Origin of the sequence: Mesorhizobium sanjuanii (genome assembly GCF_002529485.1) — a bacterium.
GTDB classification, from domain to species: Bacteria; Pseudomonadota; Alphaproteobacteria; order Rhizobiales; family Rhizobiaceae; genus Mesorhizobium; species Mesorhizobium sanjuanii.
The window spans coordinates 1-20341 of record NZ_NWQG01000180.1 but is presented as its reverse complement, the minus strand read 5'-3'; the positions used below and the strand labels follow the sequence as shown (position 1 = coordinate 20341).

19 protein-coding genes are annotated in these 20341 nt (G+C 62.0%); 4 read left to right on the top strand and 15 right to left on the bottom strand.

Annotated features, from left to right (window positions below):
- Positions 1 to 98 precede the first annotated feature (98 nt).
- On the top strand, positions 99 to 1169 hold the full coding sequence (locus tag CN311_RS24290) for a DmpA family aminopeptidase (RefSeq protein ID WP_245440938.1): 1071 nt from the start codon (positions 99 to 101) through the stop codon (positions 1167 to 1169).
- Between the two features lie 62 nt (positions 1170 to 1231).
- On the opposite strand, the gene CN311_RS24285 is transcribed toward CN311_RS24290, so the two are convergent.
- The 3 genes from CN311_RS24285 to uxuA all read right to left on the bottom strand — a co-directional run bounded on the left by CN311_RS24285 (position 1232) and on the right by uxuA (position 3461).
- Positions 1232 to 1486, bottom strand: coding sequence for a DUF768 domain-containing protein (locus CN311_RS24285; protein WP_097576214.1), 255 nt, complete (start codon positions 1484 to 1486; stop codon positions 1232 to 1234).
- Positions 1487 to 1914: 428 nt separating this feature from the next.
- Positions 1915 to 2166, bottom strand: coding sequence for an SMP-30/gluconolactonase/LRE family protein (locus CN311_RS24280; protein ID WP_245440937.1), 252 nt, complete (start codon positions 2164 to 2166; stop codon positions 1915 to 1917).
- A gap of 110 nt (positions 2167 to 2276) precedes the next feature.
- A complete protein-coding gene (uxuA, locus tag CN311_RS24275; protein ID WP_097576213.1) occupies positions 2277 to 3461 on the bottom strand; it encodes a mannonate dehydratase in 1185 nt (394 codons plus the stop codon).
- Positions 3462 to 3630: 169 nt separating this feature from the next.
- Here uxuA and CN311_RS24270 point away from each other — a divergent pair, with 169 nt between their 5' ends.
- Together CN311_RS24270 and CN311_RS24265 are read left to right on the top strand one after the other, a co-directional pair.
- Positions 3631 to 4422 (top strand): FadR/GntR family transcriptional regulator, encoded by a 792-nt coding sequence (locus tag CN311_RS24270; protein ID WP_097576212.1) that lies wholly within the window; start codon positions 3631 to 3633, stop codon positions 4420 to 4422.
- Positions 4415 to 5200, top strand: coding sequence for an SDR family NAD(P)-dependent oxidoreductase (locus CN311_RS24265; RefSeq protein WP_097576211.1), 786 nt, complete (start codon positions 4415 to 4417; stop codon positions 5198 to 5200). Before CN311_RS24270 ends, CN311_RS24265 begins: the two co-directional genes overlap by 8 nt.
- Positions 5201 to 5392: 192 nt before the next feature.
- Here the strand turns inward: CN311_RS24265 and tkt are convergent, their stop codons facing one another.
- From tkt to CN311_RS24220, 9 genes are all read right to left on the bottom strand, one after another.
- Complete coding sequence (gene tkt, locus CN311_RS24260; RefSeq protein WP_097576223.1) at positions 5393 to 7390, bottom strand: transketolase; 1998 nt, start codon at positions 7388 to 7390, stop codon at positions 5393 to 5395.
- 79 nt (positions 7391 to 7469) lie between these two features.
- Complete coding sequence (locus tag CN311_RS24255) at positions 7470 to 8237, bottom strand: triose-phosphate isomerase (RefSeq protein ID WP_097576210.1); 768 nt, start codon at positions 8235 to 8237, stop codon at positions 7470 to 7472.
- A 144-nt stretch (positions 8238 to 8381) separates the two neighbouring features.
- The gene (locus CN311_RS24250) at positions 8382 to 9305 is read right to left on the bottom strand and encodes a sugar phosphate isomerase/epimerase family protein (protein WP_097576209.1); all 924 of its coding nucleotides are present in this window, start codon (positions 9303 to 9305) and stop codon (positions 8382 to 8384) included.
- A 61-nt stretch (positions 9306 to 9366) separates the two neighbouring features.
- Positions 9367 to 10092 (bottom strand): HAD-IA family hydrolase, encoded by a 726-nt coding sequence (locus CN311_RS24245; RefSeq protein WP_097576208.1) that lies wholly within the window; start codon positions 10090 to 10092, stop codon positions 9367 to 9369.
- A gap of 12 nt (positions 10093 to 10104) precedes the next feature.
- Positions 10105 to 11517, bottom strand: a complete 1413-nt coding sequence (lpdA, locus tag CN311_RS24240) for a dihydrolipoyl dehydrogenase (RefSeq protein WP_097576207.1) — start codon at positions 11515 to 11517, stop codon at positions 10105 to 10107.
- Between the two features lie 91 nt (positions 11518 to 11608).
- On the bottom strand, positions 11609 to 12934 hold the full coding sequence (locus CN311_RS24235; protein WP_097576206.1) for an acetoin dehydrogenase dihydrolipoyllysine-residue acetyltransferase subunit: 1326 nt from the start codon (positions 12932 to 12934) through the stop codon (positions 11609 to 11611).
- Between the two features lie 17 nt (positions 12935 to 12951).
- The gene (locus CN311_RS24230) at positions 12952 to 14172 is read right to left on the bottom strand and encodes a transaldolase family protein (RefSeq protein WP_165779830.1); all 1221 of its coding nucleotides are present in this window, start codon (positions 14170 to 14172) and stop codon (positions 12952 to 12954) included.
- A 31-nt stretch (positions 14173 to 14203) separates the two neighbouring features.
- Positions 14204 to 15208 carry an alpha-ketoacid dehydrogenase subunit beta gene (locus CN311_RS24225; protein WP_097576204.1) on the bottom strand — a complete coding sequence of 335 codons (1005 nt, stop codon included), beginning with the start codon at positions 15206 to 15208 and terminating at the stop codon, positions 14204 to 14206.
- Between the two features lie 23 nt (positions 15209 to 15231).
- The gene (locus tag CN311_RS24220) at positions 15232 to 16173 is read right to left on the bottom strand and encodes a thiamine pyrophosphate-dependent dehydrogenase E1 component subunit alpha (protein ID WP_165779829.1); all 942 of its coding nucleotides are present in this window, start codon (positions 16171 to 16173) and stop codon (positions 15232 to 15234) included.
- A 516-nt stretch (positions 16174 to 16689) separates the two neighbouring features.
- On the opposite strand from CN311_RS24220, the gene CN311_RS24215 reads away from it, so the two are divergent.
- Complete coding sequence (locus CN311_RS24215) at positions 16690 to 17601, top strand: MurR/RpiR family transcriptional regulator (RefSeq protein WP_069091462.1); 912 nt, start codon at positions 16690 to 16692, stop codon at positions 17599 to 17601.
- Positions 17602 to 17629: 28 nt separating this feature from the next.
- Here the strand turns inward: CN311_RS24215 and CN311_RS24210 are convergent, their stop codons facing one another.
- The 3 genes from CN311_RS24210 to CN311_RS24200 all read right to left on the bottom strand — a co-directional run.
- Positions 17630 to 18349: an HAD-IA family hydrolase gene (locus CN311_RS24210; RefSeq protein ID WP_097576201.1), complete on the bottom strand. Its 720-nt coding sequence runs from the start codon at positions 18347 to 18349 to the stop codon at positions 17630 to 17632.
- On the bottom strand, positions 18346 to 19233 hold the full coding sequence (locus CN311_RS24205; RefSeq protein ID WP_165779828.1) for a class II fructose-bisphosphate aldolase: 888 nt from the start codon (positions 19231 to 19233) through the stop codon (positions 18346 to 18348). The genes CN311_RS24210 and CN311_RS24205 overlap by 4 nt, the downstream gene beginning before the upstream one ends.
- 333 nt (positions 19234 to 19566) lie before the next feature.
- On the bottom strand, positions 19567 to 20341 hold a 775-nt coding region (locus CN311_RS24200), incomplete at its 5' end, for a type 2 periplasmic-binding domain-containing protein (protein WP_133117250.1).

The following is a 20341-nucleotide window of genomic DNA, read 5'->3' as shown; positions in this document are numbered from 1 at the left end:
AGCCATGACTTTTGAACACCTATGACTTCTATGCACCCATGACCGGCAATCCGCACCAACAGACGCCTTCCGGCAAATAGCGCGCAAGAGCCTTCGGTATCGGTTTTGACGGCACGCCTGGCCGGTTCAATGCCATCACCGACGTGCCCGGCGTTGCCGTGGGTTACACCACGGTGATTATGGGCGACGGGCCGCTGGTGGTCGGCAAGGGACCGGTGCGCACCGGCGTGACCGCCATCCTGCCCAGACCGCGCGCCGATCTCGCCGCGCCGGTCTTTGCCGGCATGTTCAGCCAGAACGGCAATGGCGAACTGACCGGCTCGCATATTATCGAGGAAACCGGCGCCTTCAATTTTCCGGTCACCATCACCAACACGCATTCCTGCGGCGTCAGCCGCGACGCGACCTTGCGCTGGATGCAGAAGACACTGCCGCAATCGCTCGAAAGCGCCTGGGCGCTACCGGTAGCGGGCGAAACCTATGATGGCTTCCTCAACGACATCAATGGCCATCATCTTGGGGTCGAGCATGTCTTTTGCGCTCTCGATGCGGCCGCAAGCGGGGCGATCGAGGAAGGCAGCGTCGGCGGCGGCACCGGCATGATCAGCTTCGGCTTCAAGGCAGGCTCCGGCAGCGCGTCGCGCATCGTCAACTGGCGGGAGAGCAGCTACACGGTCGGCGTGTTCGTGCAGGCGAATTTCGGCAGGCGGCATAATTTGGCCATTCGCGGCGTGCGCGCCGGGCCCGATCTCAAGCAGCCGGCGATCCGCGAAGGCACGCCACGCGCCGAAAAGGGCTCGATCATCGCCATCGTCGCCACCGACGCGCCATTCCTGCCGCATCAGATGAAGCGGCTGGCGCGGCGGGTGCCGCTTGGCGTCGCCATGACCGGCGGGTTCGGCTATCATAGTTCGGGCGATATTTTCCTGGCCTTTTCTACGGCCAACCCGGAGGCGGCGCTGGCGCCGTCAGGGCGCATCGCCAAGGCCGACTTCATCCCCGACATCGATATCGATCCGTTCTTCGACGCGGTGATCCAGGGGGTGGAGGAAGCGATCCTCAATGCGCTCATAGCCAATGACGACATGACCGGGCGCGACGGCAATTTCGTGCCGGCGCTGCCGAAGGCATGGCTCATGAACAGATTTGGTGCGGGTCCAAAGGAATAGGGTCGACGCGGGTCGTCAGACAGGCTGGAAAGCCCCGGCCTCTTTCACCGGATTCGGCATTTCTACTCGGCAGCTTTGCTCGCGTTCTTTTCGTCTTCTTCGGCCTCGGCTGCCTCTTCCAGCCGCGACGCGATGAGCTCCTGGATGTCGCCGACCTCTTCCTGGATATCCTCCAGGGGTATGCCGGCTTCCGCAGCCTTGGCCGCGCACTCCTTCGCAAGGGTCTCGGCCTGCTTCTCGATCCTCTCCGGCGAGGGCTGGCACTGGACCTTTTCGCCGATCCACCCCTGCAAGAACTCGATCGCGTGTTCACTCATACTGCTGTTCCCTGGCGGCTATGCCGTTGGTAATCATAAACGTCGCCACCCTGCAAAGGATGCATATTCCATTCCAACCGAGTCGTCGTCACCCGGCAAGCCGATCTTATCCAAGCTCCACAGAGCCGAAGGAATCGCAGGTTCAAGGAGCACGTTCTGTTCTAGAGGAGACTGGTACCGTTCGCTGGGACCCACAGTGATCCCGCGCTATTGTTTCTATTCGCTTTTTCCCGGTTTTTTAAGACCGACATTTATCACAAAAGGTGTCACAACATGTAGCGCATTTACGGTCGCTCCACGGACGTGAGCCGTCGAAGCCGCCGCTATATAGTGTCATCCCCATGCAATGTCGACTCTGCTCGCCATCCTGCTTCCTTCCGCCGCGCCGGGTGAATTCGCAGGCGTCAGCCAAGCCGGAATCGCGACCTTTATCGGCCCGCCTTTGGAAGTGCTGCCAAATCAATCTCCGTGATATGCCAGCGACCAAGATTTGCGGTGTAAAGTTTGTCGCCCTTGAAGGCGATGTTGGTGGGGTGCGCCAGCGTGGTCGCCGCCGGATCCTCGATCAGCACTTCAAGACCTCTGTCCTGGCGCCAGCGATAAATCCGGCTCGGCTCGTAGCATGAGATGAACAGCGAACCATCGGGTGCGAAGGCCACGCCATCGGGAACATTGTGCACGCCAGATCGACCCATCGCCGTGCACAGCCACACCCTCCGGATGCGCGACGCGCGGGCTGGTGAAGATGCCGTCGAAGAAGACGCGCGCGATCGCTTATCCGCCGAGGCTCTCAAGCCAGCCCGAACCGCTCCACGGAGCGCATGATGCCGCGCAGTTCGGCGAGGCCTTTCAGCCGGCCGATCAAGGAGTAACCGGGGTTGATCCTGGTCTTGCCGATATCGTCCGCAAGCAGGTGGCCATGGTCCGGCCGCATCGGAATTTGCCAGTCGGCGCGGCCCTCCTTGCGACGGCGCGCTTCCTCCTGCATCAAGGCGAGGATGACATGCGCCATGTCGGTGCCGCCCTCGAGATGCTCGGCCTCATAGAACGAGCCGTCGTCCTCGATGGTGATGTTGCGCAGATGGACGAAATGGATGCGGTCGGCGAATTCCTTGACCATGGCGACAATGTCGTTGTCGGCGCGCGTGCCATAAGAGCCGGTGCAGAAGGTCAGGCCATTGGCCGGACTGTCGACGGCATTGAGAATGAAACGCGCATCCTCGGCGGTCGAAACGATGCGCGGCAGGCCGTAGAGCGAGAAGGGCGGATCGTCGGGATGGATGCACATGCGCACCCCCTCCTCTTCGGCCACCGGAATGATCTCGCGCAGGAACCAGGCAAGGTTGTCGCGCAATTCCTTCGGCCCGATCGCATCGTATTCCGCCAATGCCTCGCGAAAGCTATCGCGGTTATAGCTGCGCTCGGTTGCCGGCAGGCCGGCGATGAGGTTGCGCTCGATCTGGTCGATCTTCTCGGCGCTCAGTTCCTTCAGCCGCGCTTCCGCCTCGGCGATGCGGGCGGCGCTGTAGCCTGCCTCGGCATTCCCGCGCTTCAACACGAACAAATCGTAGGCCGCGAAATCGATCGCATCGAAACGCAATGCATAACCCGTCGTTGGCAGCCGGTAGGCCAGATCGGTGCGGGTCCAGTCGACCACGGGCATGAAATTGTAGCAGATCGTCGCAATGCCGGCCTTCGCAAGCGCTCGGACGCTGTCGCGATAATAGCCGGCGTAGCGCACACGTTCCGGTGCGCCGATCTTGAAGGAATTATGGACCGGGATGCTCTCGACGACCGACCAGGTCAGCCCAGCCGCCTCGATGATCCGCTTGCGCTCCTGAATGCTCTCGAGCGGCCAGGCGCGTCCGTCATAGATATTGTGCAAGGCCGAGACCACGCCTGTCGCACCTGCCTGCTTGACATGATCGAGCGTCACCGGGTCGTCCGGTCCATACCAGCGCCAGCACTGTTCCATAAGGCCTCCTAAGTGTGAGGCGGCGACCATATTGTTGGACCACAGTCCTGTCAACACGCTAGAATGCGCATCGTATCAACCGTTTCCGGGGCTATGAGCAGCGCAACGGTTGATTTATTGCCTGTTTGACCGTAGTACTGGTCCAACAAATAACGAGGAGACAGTCCATTTGGAGCAGACCGGTCAGAACCCGGCGGAAGCGACGGAAGATGCCGGGGTCAGCAGCTCGGCCGTCGACCAGACCGTGCGGCAGATTCTCGACCTCATCCGCAATCGCGCCATGTCCGTCGGCGATGTCCTGCCCACCGAACGGGAGCTTTGCGAATTGTTCGGCGCCAGCCGCAACACCATCCGCGAAGCGCTGCGCACCATCCGCACCTATGGCCTGATCGATGCCAAGCCGCGTGTCGGCGCGGTGCTGGCCGATCGCCAGAATGTCGCGATCCAGAACTTTTTCGCCGCGCAGATGGATATCTCGAAGACCTCGTTTCACGACATCCAGGGGTTTCGCCGCATCATCGAAGCGAGCATCGGCGACCATGTCATTCTCAACGCCAGCGCCGCCGAACTCGACGCCCTGGACGAGGTCAACGGCCTGATCGAAACCAGCAGGGATGTCCAGGAGGCAGCGCAGCGCGATTTCGATTTTCACCTGGCGCTGGTGAAGCTCGCCGGCAACCGCATGCTGGTCCAGACCTATCAATTCCTGTCGCCGGTCATCCTGCACATCATGACCGTCGGCAAATCCATCCGGCCGATCCTCAGTGAAACACGCCGTGCCCATGGCGAGATCATCGCGGCGCTGCGCGCGCGCGACCGTATCGCCTATAGCTACCTGATGAGCCGGCATCTCGATTTCGGCCTGCGCTTCGTTCCCGACGATCTCGAAAACGCCCGGACCTCGCCGGCAATCCCGGCGCAGCCGAACCCGACATCTTCCAAGGATTTGCATCATGTCTGATTTTGAAAACAAGGTTGCGCTGGTTACCGGCACGACCGGCATCGCACTCGCCACAGCGAGGCGCCTGGCGCAGGGTGGTGCTGCGATTATCGCCTGCGGCATCGACCGGGCGGCCAATGCCGCGATGCAGGAAAGCCTCGTCAAAGCCGGAGCGAATGCGCTGGTGCAGACCGTCGATGTCTCCGTTTCCGACCAGGTTCGCGACGCGGTCGCGGCCGGCGTAAAACGGTTCGGCGGCATCGACATCATCGTCAATTCCGCGGCAGTTCATCCCTATGGGACCGCGACGACGACCGATTGGGAAACCTGGAACCGGGCGATGACCGTCAATGTCGGATCGATCTATCTGACCGCGCATTTCGGCATCCCGGAAATGATCAAGCGGGGCGGCGGCGCCATCGTCAACGTGGCTTCGGTGCAAGGCTTCGCCTGCCAGCAAAACGTCGCGGCCTATGCCACCACCAAGGGCGCCATCCACACGCTGACGCGTTCGCTGGCGCTCGACTACGCGGCGGCCGGCATCCGGGTCAATTCGGTGAGCCCAGGCTCGATCCGCACACCGATCCTCGAGAAGGCGGCGCGTGGCGACAACGGCAGCGACGCCGACGTCGAAGAAGCCTACAGGCGCTTCGGCGCGGCCCATCCGCTTGGCCGCATCGGCGAGCCGGAGGAGGTAGCGGAGTTCATCGCCTTCCTTTGTTCGGCGAAGGCCGGGTTCTGCACTGGCGCGGATTACAAGATCGATGGCGGCCTTACCGCCGGCATTGGCGTGAAATAGAGCCATGAAGATCGGTCTTGGCCTTTACCGGGAATCTTTGACGCCAGACAATTTCCGCTTTGCGGCCGCGACATTTGAATGTCATTGAACGCTGTGCCGTCAGCGGCAGCCTTGTACGGTTGCACCCCCGATCGAGGCGAACGCGGACGGTGCATCCAGCCATAACCGCGCGAGCATCTTGCCCTTCGGAGACTAAGCCACACTCGCAGGGGGCAGTTTCCCCAGAGCGACAGCGACGATCGCTTCGACGGTAATGCCGAAATGCCGGAACAGATCCTTGCCGGGGCCGGATGCGCCAAAGGACTGCATGCCGACGAAATCGCCATCCCGGCCAATGAAGCAATCCCAGCCCTGCCGAATGGCGGCCTCGACGGCGATCTTGACCGGCGTATTGCCGATGAGGGACGCGCGATAGGCGGCCGGCTGTTCGGCGAACAGCTCGAAGCAGGGAACAGAGACGACGCGTGCGGCGATGCCCTTGTCCGTGAGATCGGCGGCGGCCTTGACCGCGAGCTCGACCTCGGAGCCGGATGCGAAGATTGATACCTTTGCCTCGTCGGCCGCGATCAGCTCGTAGGCGCCGCGCGCGCAGAGGTTCTGCGCCTCGTGTGACAGGCGCACGGGCGAAAGGTTCTGGCGACTCAGCGCCAGGCCGGAAGGGCGGTGCCGCTGCTTGAGCGCCATCTGCCAGCATTCCGCCGTTTCCACGGCATCGGCGGGGCGGAACATCAGCAAGTTGGGAATGGCGCGCAGCGCCGCCATGTGTTCGACGGGCTCGTGCGTCGGGCCGTCTTCGCCGACACCGATCGAATCATGCGTCAGGACGTGGATGACGCGAACGCCCATCAAGGCGGCCAGGCGGATCGACGGGCGGCAGTAATCCGAGAAGATCATGAAGCCGCCGGAATAGGGAATCAGACCGCCATGCAGCGCAATGCCGTTCATGGCGGCGGCCATGCCGTGCTCGCGAACCCCCCAATGCACGTAACGGCCGGAGAAGTCCGTCGGCGTGATCGAGGCCATCTGGCTGGTCTTGGTGTTGTTGGATGGCGTCAGATCCGCCGAACCGCCCAGCATTTCGGGCAGCGCGCCGTTGATGACCTCCAGCACGTCCTCGGACGCCTTGCGGGTGGCGACGACGGGCGGCTTCCCGGCAAGCGTCTTCTTGTATGCCGTGATCGACGCATCCAGGTCCGAAGGCAGCGTACCGGCGAAGCGGCGAGTGAACTCGGATTTCCGGTCAGCCGCGGCCGCCGCCAGGCGGCCCTCCCAGGCCTTTCGCTGCGCGACAGAGCGGCTGCCGGCGCCGCGCCAGTCGTCGAGAATGTCGGCCGGCACCACGAAGGCCTCGGCTTCCCAGTGAAGCGCCTTGCGGGTGGCGGCGATTTCCTCCACCCCAAGCGGCGAGCCGTGCACCTTGTGGGTGCCGGCCTTGTTGGGTGCACCGAAACCGATGACCGTCCTGCAAGCGATGAAGGTGGGGCGCTCAGATTTCTGCGCGGCTTCGATGGCAGCGGCGATCGCATCGGGATCATGGCCGTCGATTTCGATGGTGTTCCAGCGCACCGCCTTGAAACGCATGATCTGGTCGGTCGAATCCGCAAGGCTCACGGCGCCGTCGATCGTGATCCTGTTGTCGTCCCAGAACAGCACCAGCCTGTTGAGCTTCAGGTGGCCGGCAAGCGCAATCGCTTCCTGGCTGACGCCTTCCATCAGGCAGCCGTCCCCGCACAGCACATAGGTGAAGTGATCCTGCAGCTCGCTGCCGAACTCCTCGCGCAGCCGGCGCTCGGCAATCGCCATGCCGACGGCATTGGCAAGCCCCTGGCCGAGCGGGCCGGTGGTGGTCTCTATGCCGGCGGCATGGCCGTATTCAGGATGACCGGCCGTCTTGGACCCAAGCTGCCGGAACTGCCTGAGGTCCTCGATGCTCATGTCCTCATATCCGGTGAGATAGAGGAGCGAGTAAAGGAGCATCGAACCGTGGCCGGCCGAAAGGACGAAGCGGTCCCGGTCGGGCCACAGCGGCGTCTTCGGATCGACCTTCAGGTAACGGGAGAACAGCACCGTGGCCACATCGGCCGCGCCCATCGGCAGGCCGGGATGCCCTGAATTGGCCTTTTCGATCGCATCCATGGAAAGAAAGCGGATTGCATTTGCCATCCGGTCGTGCTGTTCGCGAGAAATCATGGAATGTTTCCTGATGCCAGACCGCACGCTTCCGGCTTGCAACTTGGCAAGATGGGGCATGTCGTCATTTTGGGTTCATCTACAGAGAGGCGGCGACCCGCTGCAGAATGTCGAGATAGCCTGTAACCGTCCAGGCCGACCGGCCGATGAACAGGCCATCTATGGCGGGCTGACTCACCAGTTCCGCACAGTTCTGCGGATTGACGCTGCCGCCATAGAGTATCGGGACCGCGACCCCGAGGGCCGCTTTGGCGACGGCTGCGATTTTCTCATGCCGTGCGTTGGCATAGTCCATCGTTGCGGGAATCCCGTTGACGCCGATGGCCCAGACCGGCTCGTAGGCGATCAGGATCGTTGCCGCCTTCTCGTCTTCCGAGAGCTGCGACAAGGCCGCTTCAACCTGCCGACGAAGCACGGCATCGGCTTCCCCGGCCTCCCGCTGAGCCAGTGTCTCGCCAATGCAGATGAGCGGTACCAGCCTATGGCGGATAGCGGCTGCCGTCTTGAGGCCAACCGCCCTGTCCGTCTCGTTGAAGAACTCCCGCCGCTCGCTGTGCCCAATCTCGACGAGATCGAGATTGCAGTCGTTGAGCATCAACGGCGAGATTTCGCCCGTCCAGGCGCCGCCATCATCCCAATGCATATTCTGCGCACCAACCTTCACGCTGGTGCCAGCCAGTCTTTCCTTGACCTGACGCATGGCCGTGAATGGCGGAATAATGAAGCGCTGAACCCGCTCGTGCCTGCGAGCATCGGCGGCCGCCAGACCGTCCGCGAAGGCCATCGCCTCTGCAAGCGTCTTGTTCATCTTCCAGCTGGTGCCGACCCAGAGCCTTGATGCAGTCATCCTCTTTTCCTTCCGGCAGCCAAGCCGCCCTCTTGCCCTTCAGGCGTATCCGGAGCGGCGGATCCTCTCGCATCGGCCGCCTCTCCGTCTCATTGTTTGAGCACCGGGTCTTCCCGGAACGGTTCCCACTTTGGGGACCATGCACTAGCGATTGAACCCGGTGTCGATATGGGGCTCCCAGTAGGCGACGGATTCGCGGATCATGTTAACGACGTTGCTGTCGGTGGGCTCCCGCTCGCGAAACGACAGCTCCATGCAAATCTCGTTGTCCGTGCCGCCCGCGGCCTCCACGGTCCTGATAAGCTTTTCCGGCTGGATGCGGCCGTCCTTGTTGTGCTCGGCCGTGAAGGGCCAATGGCCGCCCTTGTTCGTCGACGATTGCTTCACGTGGATGATGGGCGATTCGCGTGGAAAGGCGGCGGCCCAGGCATATGGATTCACATCGTCGGGATTGGAGGACGTGACGTCGCCATGATCGATATCGACGATCATCTTGAACGGCAGCGGTAGCTTGGCCTCGGCCAGGCGCGCGTCGAAGGAGCGGCATTCGGCGATCGTGTGACCGAATTCACGTCCGACCGACATCGGCTCCCAGAAAATGTAGGACAATCCGGCCGCCTTCGCGTGCTCGGCCACGTCGCGCCAGCAGTCGACGACGATGTCGATCAGCACCTCGCGACGGACTGGATCGTTGTAGTCCTTCTGGGTGAAGACGGCGAACTGGGTGCCCATGCCTTCGGCGCCGAGCTCGCCCGAAATATCGGCCAGCGTGCGGAACCAGTCGAGATAGTAGCGCCGGATATCCGCATCGGGATGGCCGAAATGATTGAGGCGGCCATAGGTGCTGGTCATCACCGAGGTGACCTTGACGCCGGTGCGGTCGAGCGCGCTGCGAAACTGGCGCACCCGCTTGGCGATGGTCGCGGCCGGCCAGGACGGATTGACGAACTCCGGCGTCAGTTGGACATAGCCGATGCGGATGCGTTCGGCCAGCGTATCGACCAGATCGTCCACCTCGGCAAAGCGGTTGATGAGCGGGTTCGTGTTGAGCGACAATCGTAGCGCCATGGGGTTCCTCCTCGACAATGAGACGTGGCCGCCTGTGCCGTCATCCGCCGTCTTCAGTCCTTCATTTGCATCTTGTCTTCGCTTGCCCTTGACCCGGCACGGACTGGGCCAGGATGCGGTTCAGGCCAGCCGGAAGATCGGCGAAGCGATCGACCAGCGCATCCGGTAAAAGGGAAGCGAGTGGGGCTTTCGAATAGCCGTAGCTGAGTGCGACGATGGGAACGCCGGCGGCCTTGGCCGTGGCGATGTCGACCTCGGAATCACCGACGAAGATCACCGGGCCGTCAGCCCCCACGGCTTTCGCGGTTTCCAGGAGATGACGCGGATCGGGCTTACCGAAGCCGAACGTGTCGGGGCCGGCAATGACGGGGAAATAGGCATCAAGGCCAAGATCCCGAATGATCGTCTTGGCGTACCGCTCCATCTTGTTGGTGCAGACCGCCATGCGCCACCCGTCCTGCGCCAGAAGCGAAAGGGTCTGCTCGACATCCGCATAGGGCCGCGTCTCCCGCGATACGCGCTGCGCGTAGATGTCGGTGAAGCGCTTGATATCGGCGGCGCCCTGCCCGTCGTCCCAGTCGACGCCACGCAGCGCCAGCGCGCCGCGCACCAGATTGGGAATACCATGGCCGATCAGTTTCCTTGCCGCCGCGATGCCGATGGCCTCCAGCCCCTTGTCGGCCATAAGGCTGTCGAGCGAGCCAGCAAGATCGGGTACGCTGTCGACGAGCGTGCCGTCGAGATCGAAAACGATGGTGCCTCTGGAGTGATCTTGCGGCCTGTTCATTGCCCTCGCTCCCTATGCATGAATGGCACGCCCGTCGGAGGCGAGAATAGCCTCGTGCATCGCCTCGGAAATCGTGGGATGCGGAAAAATAGTCGTTATGAGCTGCTCGCGCGTGGCTCCCAGCGTCATCGCCAGCGAGAAAACCGCGATGAGTTCGCTCACCGAAGGTCCGATCATATGCGCACCGACGACCTTCCGGCTCGCCGCATCGAAAATGACCTTGACCATGCCGTCGGTTTCCCCGAGCGTCATCGCCTTGCCATTGCCGCGCAGGCTGAAACGACCGATTTCGACCGCCTCTCCAGCCGCCCTGGCCGCCTCCTCGGTGAGGCCGATGGATGCGATCTGCGGATGGGCGTAGACGCAGGACGGCACCGCACCCAACGCCGAATGTGTGCTTTTCCCGGCGATCGCCTCGACGCACAATATGCCTTCGCGCTCTGCCTTGTGCGCCAGCATGGGCGGGCCGGCGACATCGCCGATTGCATGGATGCCCGCGACATTGGTACGGCCGTTCGCGTCGGTCCGGATCGTGCCATTCGAAAGCTCTACCCCGAGGCGCTCCAATCCAAGCCCCTCGATATTGGCGACGACACCGGCAGCCGACAGCAGCCGCTCGGCTTCCAGCGTGCGAACCCCACCGCCGGCCTGCCTGATTTCGGCGGCAAGTCCAGCCATGTTCGCAACCACCTTCGTCACGCCGCCTCCGCAGACGACCTCGACACCCTTCTTCTTCAGGGCCTTGGCCATCAGCTCGGCAATCTCGGCGTCCTCGAGCGGCAGGATGCGCGGCATGCGCTCGACAAGCGTCACCTTCGTTCCCAGCGCCGCGTAGAAGGAAGCGAACTCGACGCCGATGGCGCCACCTCCGATGACGATCAGCGACGCCGGTCGCTCGCGTGCGGTCATGGCATGATGATAGGACCATATAAGCCGACCGTCGGGATCTATCCCCGGCAGGGCGCGCTCGCGCGCGCCCGTCGCCACGATGATGTCGGCCGCCTCGTAGTCACCGGGCGGCAAGGTACCTTTTGGCGATTCTCCCGTGACTGCCTTGACGCGCACATGCCCGTGGCCGGCGAGTTCCGCCTCGCCCCAGATGACATCGATCTTGTTCTTGCGCAGAAGAAACTGGACACCGGCGTTCAACTGGCCCGAAACGCCGCGCGACCGCTCGACCATCTTCGACAGACTGACGGCCTGTTCGCGAAGCTCGACGCCGAACTGCGGCGCCGTCTGCAGACCGTGAACGATCTCGGCGGAATGCAGCAGCGACTTCGTCGGGATGCAACCCCAGTTCAGGCAGATACCGCCGAGGTGTCGCCGTTCGATCACGGCCGTGCGCAGGCCGAGCTGGGCGGCGCGGATCGCGGCGACATAGCCACCGGGGCCGGCCCCGATGATGATCAGATCGTAGGCTGGCATCCACCTGCCCTTTCACGCAAAATGGTCGAGATATTTCTGGATTGGCGTGCGGTCACAATGCATCCCGGCAGGGTGCGGCCCGAGTGCCGGCTCAGCCGGCACTTCGAACGTTTTCGGCGACCAGCCGCCCGACCAGGCGCGCGGCCTCGAGTTGCGGCAGATGGCCGATATTGGCAAGGCGGTAGAGGCCGACATGCGCCGGCACCGCATCCGACTGCTCGGCCGGGATGATCCGGTCCTCGCGCCCGACAATCGCGCGCACCGGACCGGCAAACCTCTGAAGCGCCTCGCGGATCGAGAAAAGCTGCGTGTTTGCGGAAAAGACGCCGGATGCAAGACGGGCCTGATTGCCGGCCATGGCAGTGCCTTCGCGTGCCGCAAGCGTGGCCCGGACCAGAACCCCCGGGAGGGAAGACGGATCGTGAACCAGCAGCTCCAGCCAGACCTTCAATGCCGCCTCGCTCGACGACGACAGGAAACCGGCGACAAAATCGCCGTTGATCCAGGGGCCGAGGCCGGCCGGCGACAGCAAGGAGAGGGAGCGGACATCGAGATCGCCACCGCCGGCGATATTTGCCGCCACCGCCGCCCCGAGCGAGTGGCCGACAAGATGAAGCCTCTCGATACGTTCGCCGCAAAGAGCCGAGTGAACGGAGGCTGTCAGGCTCTCGAAATCGGTTGCCACCAAGGCGGCGGACGCACCGTGGCCGGGCAGGTCGAGCGCCAGGATCGGATTTGTCAGTCCGAGATGGGCGACGAACGGCCGCCAGGCCGAGAGTTCGGCGCCAAAACCGTGGATCAGCAGAACCGGATCGCCCGTTCCAGCCTGCAGCGTGCGGATCGGCAAGGCACCGCCGGAGCTGGCGGCCGCGCCGCCAGTGAAGGCGACAACGGAAGAGACGCCGGGCTTGCCGCGCTGATAGTCTTCGATATCGCGCTTGACGACGGCGCCGCGGGCGCCGCTTCCCTTGACGGCGGCGATGTCGACACCTGCCAGGGCAGCCAGTCGCCGGGCCAGTGGCGAGGAGCCGCCGGTTCCAGTTTTGAGGAACGCGGTTTCGACTTCGCGGGTGGCTTGTTCGACTTCGCGGACGGCCTGCTCGGGGGCGGCCCTGCTGACGATCGCTTCGGCATCCTCACCGGCAAAGCCGACGGCGGAGACGGCTTCGAGAACCTCTCCTTCCTCGCCGACCATGATTATCGGTTCGAGGACGATTGCCATGTCACCGACATTGTAGCGGATTTCGAGGACCGTTCCGGTTTCGAAAGCTTCCACCTCGAACACGGCCTTTTCGGATTCCACCTCGGCTACGATATCGCCTTTCTTGACCTTGTCGCCGACCTTCACGTTCAGCGCGGTTATCTTGCCTTCGGTCAGATCCTGCCCGACTTGCGGCATGAGAATGGGACGTGCCATGACGTTTGCTTTCTTTCTCAGGCAACCCGGCGCCGGACGGATTCGACCGACCGGGCGACGAAATCGACGGTTTTGCGGGTCGCGGCGGCGAATTCCCCCGCTGTCGTTGCGAATGCCGCGAACTGCGAAAACTCTTCCGCGCGCATGCCATCGAACTCGTAGGCCTGCCGGAAATAGGGGATGCGCAGCAGCTTCTCGATCGTCTCGGCCGGCGCGTCTTCGTCGATGGCGCGCGGATCGAAATCGGGAAGCCTGTCTTCGGCGTGCATCAGTTGCGCGATATAGCCCGGTGGGCAGGTGTAGACGAAATCGCCTCCGGCAAGCTTGGCGATATGCCAGCTCGACGCCGTCCCGCCGGGACCGCTGTCCGCTACACGCATGGAGCATTGCAGCATCTTGCTGGGATGTCCGCGGTCCTTGCCGTAGCGATAGGCCCGCTTCAGAACGGCAAGCTCGCCGTGAAGGATGTCCTCCGCGGACAGCGCAATGCCGCGGGCGTCCGCCTGGGCCTTGAGATCGCCGACATTGCCGAGCCGAGCCGACATGTGGGTGATGACCGACCGCCATTTCGACAGGTCCACCCCCTTCGCCCTGGCCCGCTCCAGACCCCGCGAAACCGCGTCCATGCAGGCAACATATTGCGGCACGGTGAAGGAGGTCGTGTTGTTGGTGGAGATACCCCGCGCCGTCAGTTCCTCGATGACCTCGTAGCCTTCTTTCGATCCGGGAATCTTGACCATGACGTTGGGGGCGATTTCGGCAAGCTGCAGGCCCTGTTCGAGCATGCGCTCCCTGTCCGTGACGAAGCGCGGATCGACCTGCCCGGAAACCAGCCCATACTTCCCCCCAGACAAGTCGTAGGCCTTGCGGATCATCGCGGCGCCACGACGAACCACGTCGAGATAGATGGCCCAGTAGATATGCTCGATGTCGTCCGAGCCGCAGGTCGTGGCGAGCTTGCGGATTTCGTCCGCCCAGAATTCCGGATCGGCCTGGATCGCCTGCAACGACAGGGGCGGATTTGTGGTAACGCCGCGAAACCCCATCTGACCCGTCGCCAGCACATGGTCCGCATCGAACAGGCGCGTCAACTGCGCCTCCCAGTCGGCCCGCTTTTCAGCCGGCGCATCTTTCAGAAGGGATGCTTTCCATTCCGCGTAGATCAGCGGCGAGGAGTCCCACCAGATTTCGCAATCCGGATTGGTAGCGGCAAGCTTTTCCAACACATTCATAGACATGGTTCTTCCTGTCCTGTCCGGGAATCTGCACTCATTCAGCGGCAAGCGCGAAAGGCTTGGCATGCAAGGTGCGGCGGGCAGCGGCGATGATGTCGTCAACCTGGGGAACGCTGGCCTTTTCGAGTTCGAGGTTGAACGGAACGGGAATATTGAGGCCGGCCACGATTTCGATTGGCGCATCGAGGTGGTAGAAGGCTTCCTCCTGGATGATGGAAGCGATGTCGGAGGCGACGCCGCCTCGACGGACGGCTTCCTGGACGATGACAGCCCGGTTGGTCTTGGCAACCGAAGCAAGGATCATCTCCCTGTCGAGCGGCACCAGCGTGCGCGGATCGAAGACCTCGGCGTCAATTCCCTCCTCGGCCAGCTTGGCGGCCGCTTCCAGCGCGCGCGGGACCATGTTGGACCAGGCGATGATGGTCACGTCCTTGCCCGGGCGCTTGATGTCGCCCTTGCCGAACTCGATGACATGCTCGCCGTCGGGCACGAGGCCCTTGGTCATGTAGAGGTGCTTGTGCTCGAGGAAAATGACCGGGTCCGGCTGCCGCAGCGCGTATTTCAGCAGCCCCTTGGCATCGGAAGGCACCGACGGCATGACGACCTGGAGACCGGGAATGTGGTAGAATAGGGCTTCAAGGCTCTGCGAATGCTGTGCGGCCACGCCGCCGCCCGTGCCGCCTTGGGTGCGCATGACGAAAGGCACGCGGCCGTCGCCGCCAGTCATCAGCCGAAACTTCGCCGCCTGGTTGACGAGCATGTCCATGCCGAGCATGGCGAAGTCGACATAAAGGATTTCCACGATCGGGCGGGCGCCCGCGATCGCAGCACCGACACCGACGCCGATCATGCCGGCTTCGGCGATCGGCGTGTCGCGGACACGCTTCGAGCCATATTTTTCGAGCAGCCCTTCCGTCACCTTGTAGGAGCCGCCACGCTCGGCGATCCCCTCGCCGATGATGAACACCGAGCTGTCGCGCCCCATTTCCTCGTCGATCGCCTCGCGAAGGGCGTCGCGATACATGATTTCTCTGGCCATTGTGGTTCTCTCTCCCGGGAAACTCAGTAAGCGGCGGCGAATTCGCGGAAATCCGCGATCGTCACTTCACCGCTCGCCTTCGAAAATTCGATCGCGTTCTCGAACTCCTGCCTGATCTCGCTCTCGATCGCTTCGATCTCGGACTGGTCGATGCCCGACATTTCGATCAGCGCGTTGCGCGCCCGATCCACAGGATCGCGCTCTTTGTAATAGGCAAGGCGGTCGGCCGGCATGTACTTGCCGGGATCGTTCACATGGTGCCCCATGTGGCGGTAGGTCTTTGCCTCGATAAGGATCGGACCTTCGCCGCGCCGGCATTTCTCGACCGCTTCCTTCGTCATGTTGTAGACGGCGAGCGGGTCGTTGCCGTCGACCTGATGGCTTTCCACACCAATGGCGAGGCCGCGCTTGTAGAGATCAACCTCGCGGGTCGATTCCTCGATCCTGGTGGAAACCGCGTATTGGTTGTTTTCGACGACCAGCACGAAGGCGAGATTCCAGATCGCAGCGAGATTGAGCGATTCCAAGAAGGTGCCGTTGTTGGCCGCACCATCCGTGGTGAAGGTGACGGTTACGGCATCGGAACCCTTGATCTGCGCGGCGAGCGCCGCTCCGACGCCGAGCGGCGTTCCGGCGCCAACGATGCCGTTGGCACCGAGGTTGCCGGCCTTGATATCGGCGATGTGCATGGAGCCGCCGTAGCCGCGGCAATAGCCGGTGTCTTTCTGGAGCAGTTCGGCGACCATCTTGTTGATGCTGGCGCCCCAGGCAATGCAGTGACCGTGGCCGCGATGGGTCGATGCAATGTAGTCGCCGTCTCGCAACGCCGCACATACGCCCGTCGCAATGCCTTCCTGCCCCAGATAAGGGTGGAAGTAGCCGCGGATCAGGCCCTGACGGTAAAGTTTGATGCCCTCCGTTTCGAAGACGCGGATCTTAAAGGCTGTTTTGAAAAGTTTTTCCAAAAGCTCCCGCGATGGGGCATTAGCCTTTCTGGACTGAGCTGACATGGATTCTTCTCTCCCCGAATTTGTCCGCTTGTTCATTGTGGAAATCTCTCTAGCATCCAGGTTTAAACCTGTCGAGAAAATTTTCTTCATAAAATCGTCGATCTAAAAAACGGCGATGATGCGCCGCCCGACCGGTAGTTTTCCCTTAATGGGTTGTTTTAAACGAATAATGACGAGAGCGCTTAGAAGCTCAGGGGTTTCACTCCGACAGATTCCTGCGGAAGCTTCGCCTCCCCCATCACAATTTCCTATTTTTGGAAAATTATTTTCAGATCGAAACACAACGTCCAAGCGGTAGCCGATACGCTCTTGCGAGCGACAGGAGGTCTCGTCCGCCGGCCTCCCGTCGGCGGGCTCGGCATCCAATCGGAAAAGCCTGAATTGAGCGGGTGAAAACTTTTATTCTTCCCCCGAAAATGCTAGTGTCGAGGGGCTGTCATGATGGCGGCGCATTCAAAACGGACGTCCTGCATGACAGAGCCTCGCCAGCTTTCGGATCTTCAACAAAGCGATCTTCTCGAGCGGATACAGGAGCGTTACGGCACACTACGCAAGTCCGAACGGATCGTTGCTGATTTCTTGCGCAACAATGCCGGCAAGCGACTGGATTCTTCGATCACCGAGCTGGGCCGGAATCTGGGTGTCAGCGAAGCCACCATCAGCCGCGTCAGCCGTGCTCTCGGCTACGAGGGCTACCCGGATATGAAGCTGTCTCTCGCGGAGGGCGCACGCAGCCGCCGGTCTTTCGTCAACATTCCCCTTGAGATCGACGACAGCGATTCCCTGATCGTGACCAGCGGCAAGCTCGCGTCTCTCTTGATTTCGGGCCTCGAAGGCACGCATCGCATGCTCGACGCACAACGCCTTGAACTTGCGGTCGAAGCCCTGCGCAAGGCGCGCAAAATAGTCTTCGTCGGCGTTGGCGGCGCTGCCGCCATCTGCGACGAAGCGGCTCACCTCTTCATGAAGGCAGGTTTCGACGCAACCAGCTACCGCGACGGCTACACGCAAACGATCGTGGCAGCGACACTTCAGCCCGACGACGTGATGATTGGCGTGTCGCACACCGGAACGACCGAAACGGTCACCGGCGCATTGCTCCTCGCCCGCGAAAAGAAGGCGACGACGATCGCCATCACCAGCAATGCCGCCTCGGACGTGGCAAAGGCCGCCAACGTTTCACTAACCACCTGGGGGGCGAGCCCGCAACTCGTGCCACTGCACGGGGACTTTCTGGAAGGCAGAATCAGCCAGTTGTTCCTGATCGACCTGCTTTATGTTGGCACACTGTTCCGCATGGGAGAAAAGACGGCCGAGAGTCTGCGGACAACCGGTACCGCCCTTGAAAAGCGTTACCGGCACGGCGGCAACAGCGCGGCCTGAACCCGTGGACCTCATGGCGCCTTGATATCTATAGAGCCGCCAGAGAGGATGCGTCGACGATCGCGCGGCATGCCGGAATGTCGATACCGGCATCGAGGTCGGCGACAACCCTGTCGGCCAGAGTAAAATCCTCTTCGCCGGTGTAGGACGAAATGGTGACGATGCACTTCATGCCGGCCGCCTTGGCCGCCCGCAGCCCGTTGTTGCTGTCTTCGATCACCATGCAATGCGCCGGCGAAAGACCGAGTGTTTTGGCGGCGAGATCATAGATGTCGGGCGCCGGCTTCTTTGCGCCGACCGCGTCGCCAGCGAAAACGGATATTTTGCCGGATCGTTGCGGTCCGAGCATGACGTCCACCACCGCCTGCACCGCTTTTTCGTTAGAGGTGGAACAAACGGCAAGGGTGACGTTTTCGGCAATGGCCTCATCGACGATCCGGCGCACACCCGGTCTCAGGGGGAGCTCTCCGGTCCTGATCAAGGCCATGAAGATATCTGTCTTCAGACGGTGGATGAGAGCGATCAAAGCCTGGCGGTCCGGATAATTTGGCGGCCATTGCGTCTCGTCGAAATGCCGGCGCATACGCTCCTTGCCGCCCGCGGTCGCCAGCAATTCGCCGTAGCGCTCGACACTCCAGACGCAATCGATGCCAAGCTGGGCGAAAGCCTGATTGAAAGCGACGCGATGGCCGTCCCGCTCGGTATCGACGAGCACGCCGTCGCAATCGAAGATAAGCGCATGCATCATCGCTCAGCGTCCTCGCCCGCCGCATGCGCCGCCTTGCCCGCCGAACCGAAGGCCACGATCATGTCGGTCACATCCTTTTTCATGGCATCATACTGGCCGATGATGAAGGGCAGAGGCTCCTCAAGCTTGGGCTTGTCCTGCCGGACGGCGACGAAGCCCTCGATGAAGCGATGCTTGTGCATGGTGGAGATGTTGACCTTCGCGCAGCCTCCGGCAATGCATCGGTCGAACTGCTCCTGGCTGAGGCCCGTGCCGCCATGCAGGGCAATGGGAATGGCGACCGCGGCGGTAATTTTCTCCAGCAGGGCATAGGCGATCTTTGGCTGCCCCTTGTAGAAGCCATGCGCCGTGCCGATGGCGGGCGCGAAAACAGCGAGGTTCGGCATGTTCTTTACGAATTCGAGGCATTCGTCGTAGTCGGCCAGGATGGCCGAATCCTCGGCGACGAACTTGTCGTCCTCAACGCCGCCGATCGCGCCGATCTCGGCCTCGAGGCCGACGCCGGCCGCCTCGGTCAGCCGGTAGATATCCTCCGAACGCGCCTTGTTTTCCGCGAACGGCAAGGACGAGCCGTCGAACATGACGGACGTCCATCCAGCATCGATACATCGCCTGATGACATCGCCATCACTGCAATGGTCGAGATGAAGAGCCACCGGAACCTCGACGGTTTCCGCCAGCATCCGTACCCATGTCGCGATCGGCTTGTAGCCCCAGTGCCTGATGGTCTTGACCGAGACCTGGACGATGATCGGCGCCTTCATAGCGGCGGCACCCTCGATGATGGCGCGCGCGCTGTTGTAGTCGATCATGTTGAAGGCGGCGATGCCGTAGCCTGCTGCCTGAGCCCGCTTCAGCATCGGTCCCATCGATACGAGTGCCATGTCCGTGCCCATCCCGAGCGTTGTCTGTTGTCGTGATCGCCATCATGCAGCGCCGCCGCCTGGCGTTTGCGGATCAATAGCGACCCCTGTCATGATTGATACCAAACGTGGGCAGTTTGTAAATAATTTTCTTTCTGAGAACACACAAATTCGTCAATTATTTCAATAAATATGGCCTGTTTATCGAAGCGCATTCACCGATTGATCCATCTCACCTTCGCTATCCTGAAAATTATTTCATCCCCGGGCGCCGTCAGTGATCGCCAAGGAAACGCCCGGAGTGCTACTCCGGGCGTTCTCCATGGGTTGATTAGCTACAGATTGTGCCCACCGTTACTTCTGCCAGCTCTTCACCAGTTCGTCGTAGTTGATGGTGATCGGCTTTTCCTTCTCGTTCTCGATCTTGAGCTGAGGAGCGAGATTGCCTTTCTTGACGGCGTCGGCGTTCCAATAGGCGAGGTCATGCTCTTCGGCCATCTTCGGGCCGATATCGCCCTGGACGCCCGACTTCTCGATGCGGCCCATGACCTTTTCCTGTTCGGCGCAGAGCGAGTCCATCGCTTCCTGCGCCGTCTTGGCGCCCGACGACGCATCGCCGATCGCCTGCCACCAGAGCTGTGCCAGCTTCGGATAGTCAGGCACGTTGGTGCCGGTCGGCGACCACTGGACGCGGGCCGGCGAGCGGTAGAACTCGATCAGGCCGCCAAGCTTCGCAGCCCGTTCGGTGAAGCTCTTGTCCTGGATCGTCGACTCGCGAATGAAGGTCAGGCCGACATGGCTCTTCTTCACGTCGACGGTCTTCGAGGTGACGAACTGTGCGTAAAGCCAGGCGGCCTTCGCCCTATCATCAGGCGTCGACTTCATCAGCGTCCAGGAACCGACGTCCTGGTAGCCGAGCTTCATGCCGTCCTTCCAGTAGACGCCATGCGGCGACGGAGCAAAGCGCCATTTCGGGGTGCCGTCCGCGTTCACGACCGGCAGTCCGTCCTTGACCATTCCGGCGGTGAACGCCGTATACATGAATATCTGCTGGGCGATGTTGCCTTGTGCCGGAACAGGACCCGCTTCAGAGAAGGTCATGCCCTGCGCTTCCTGCGGCGCATAAGCC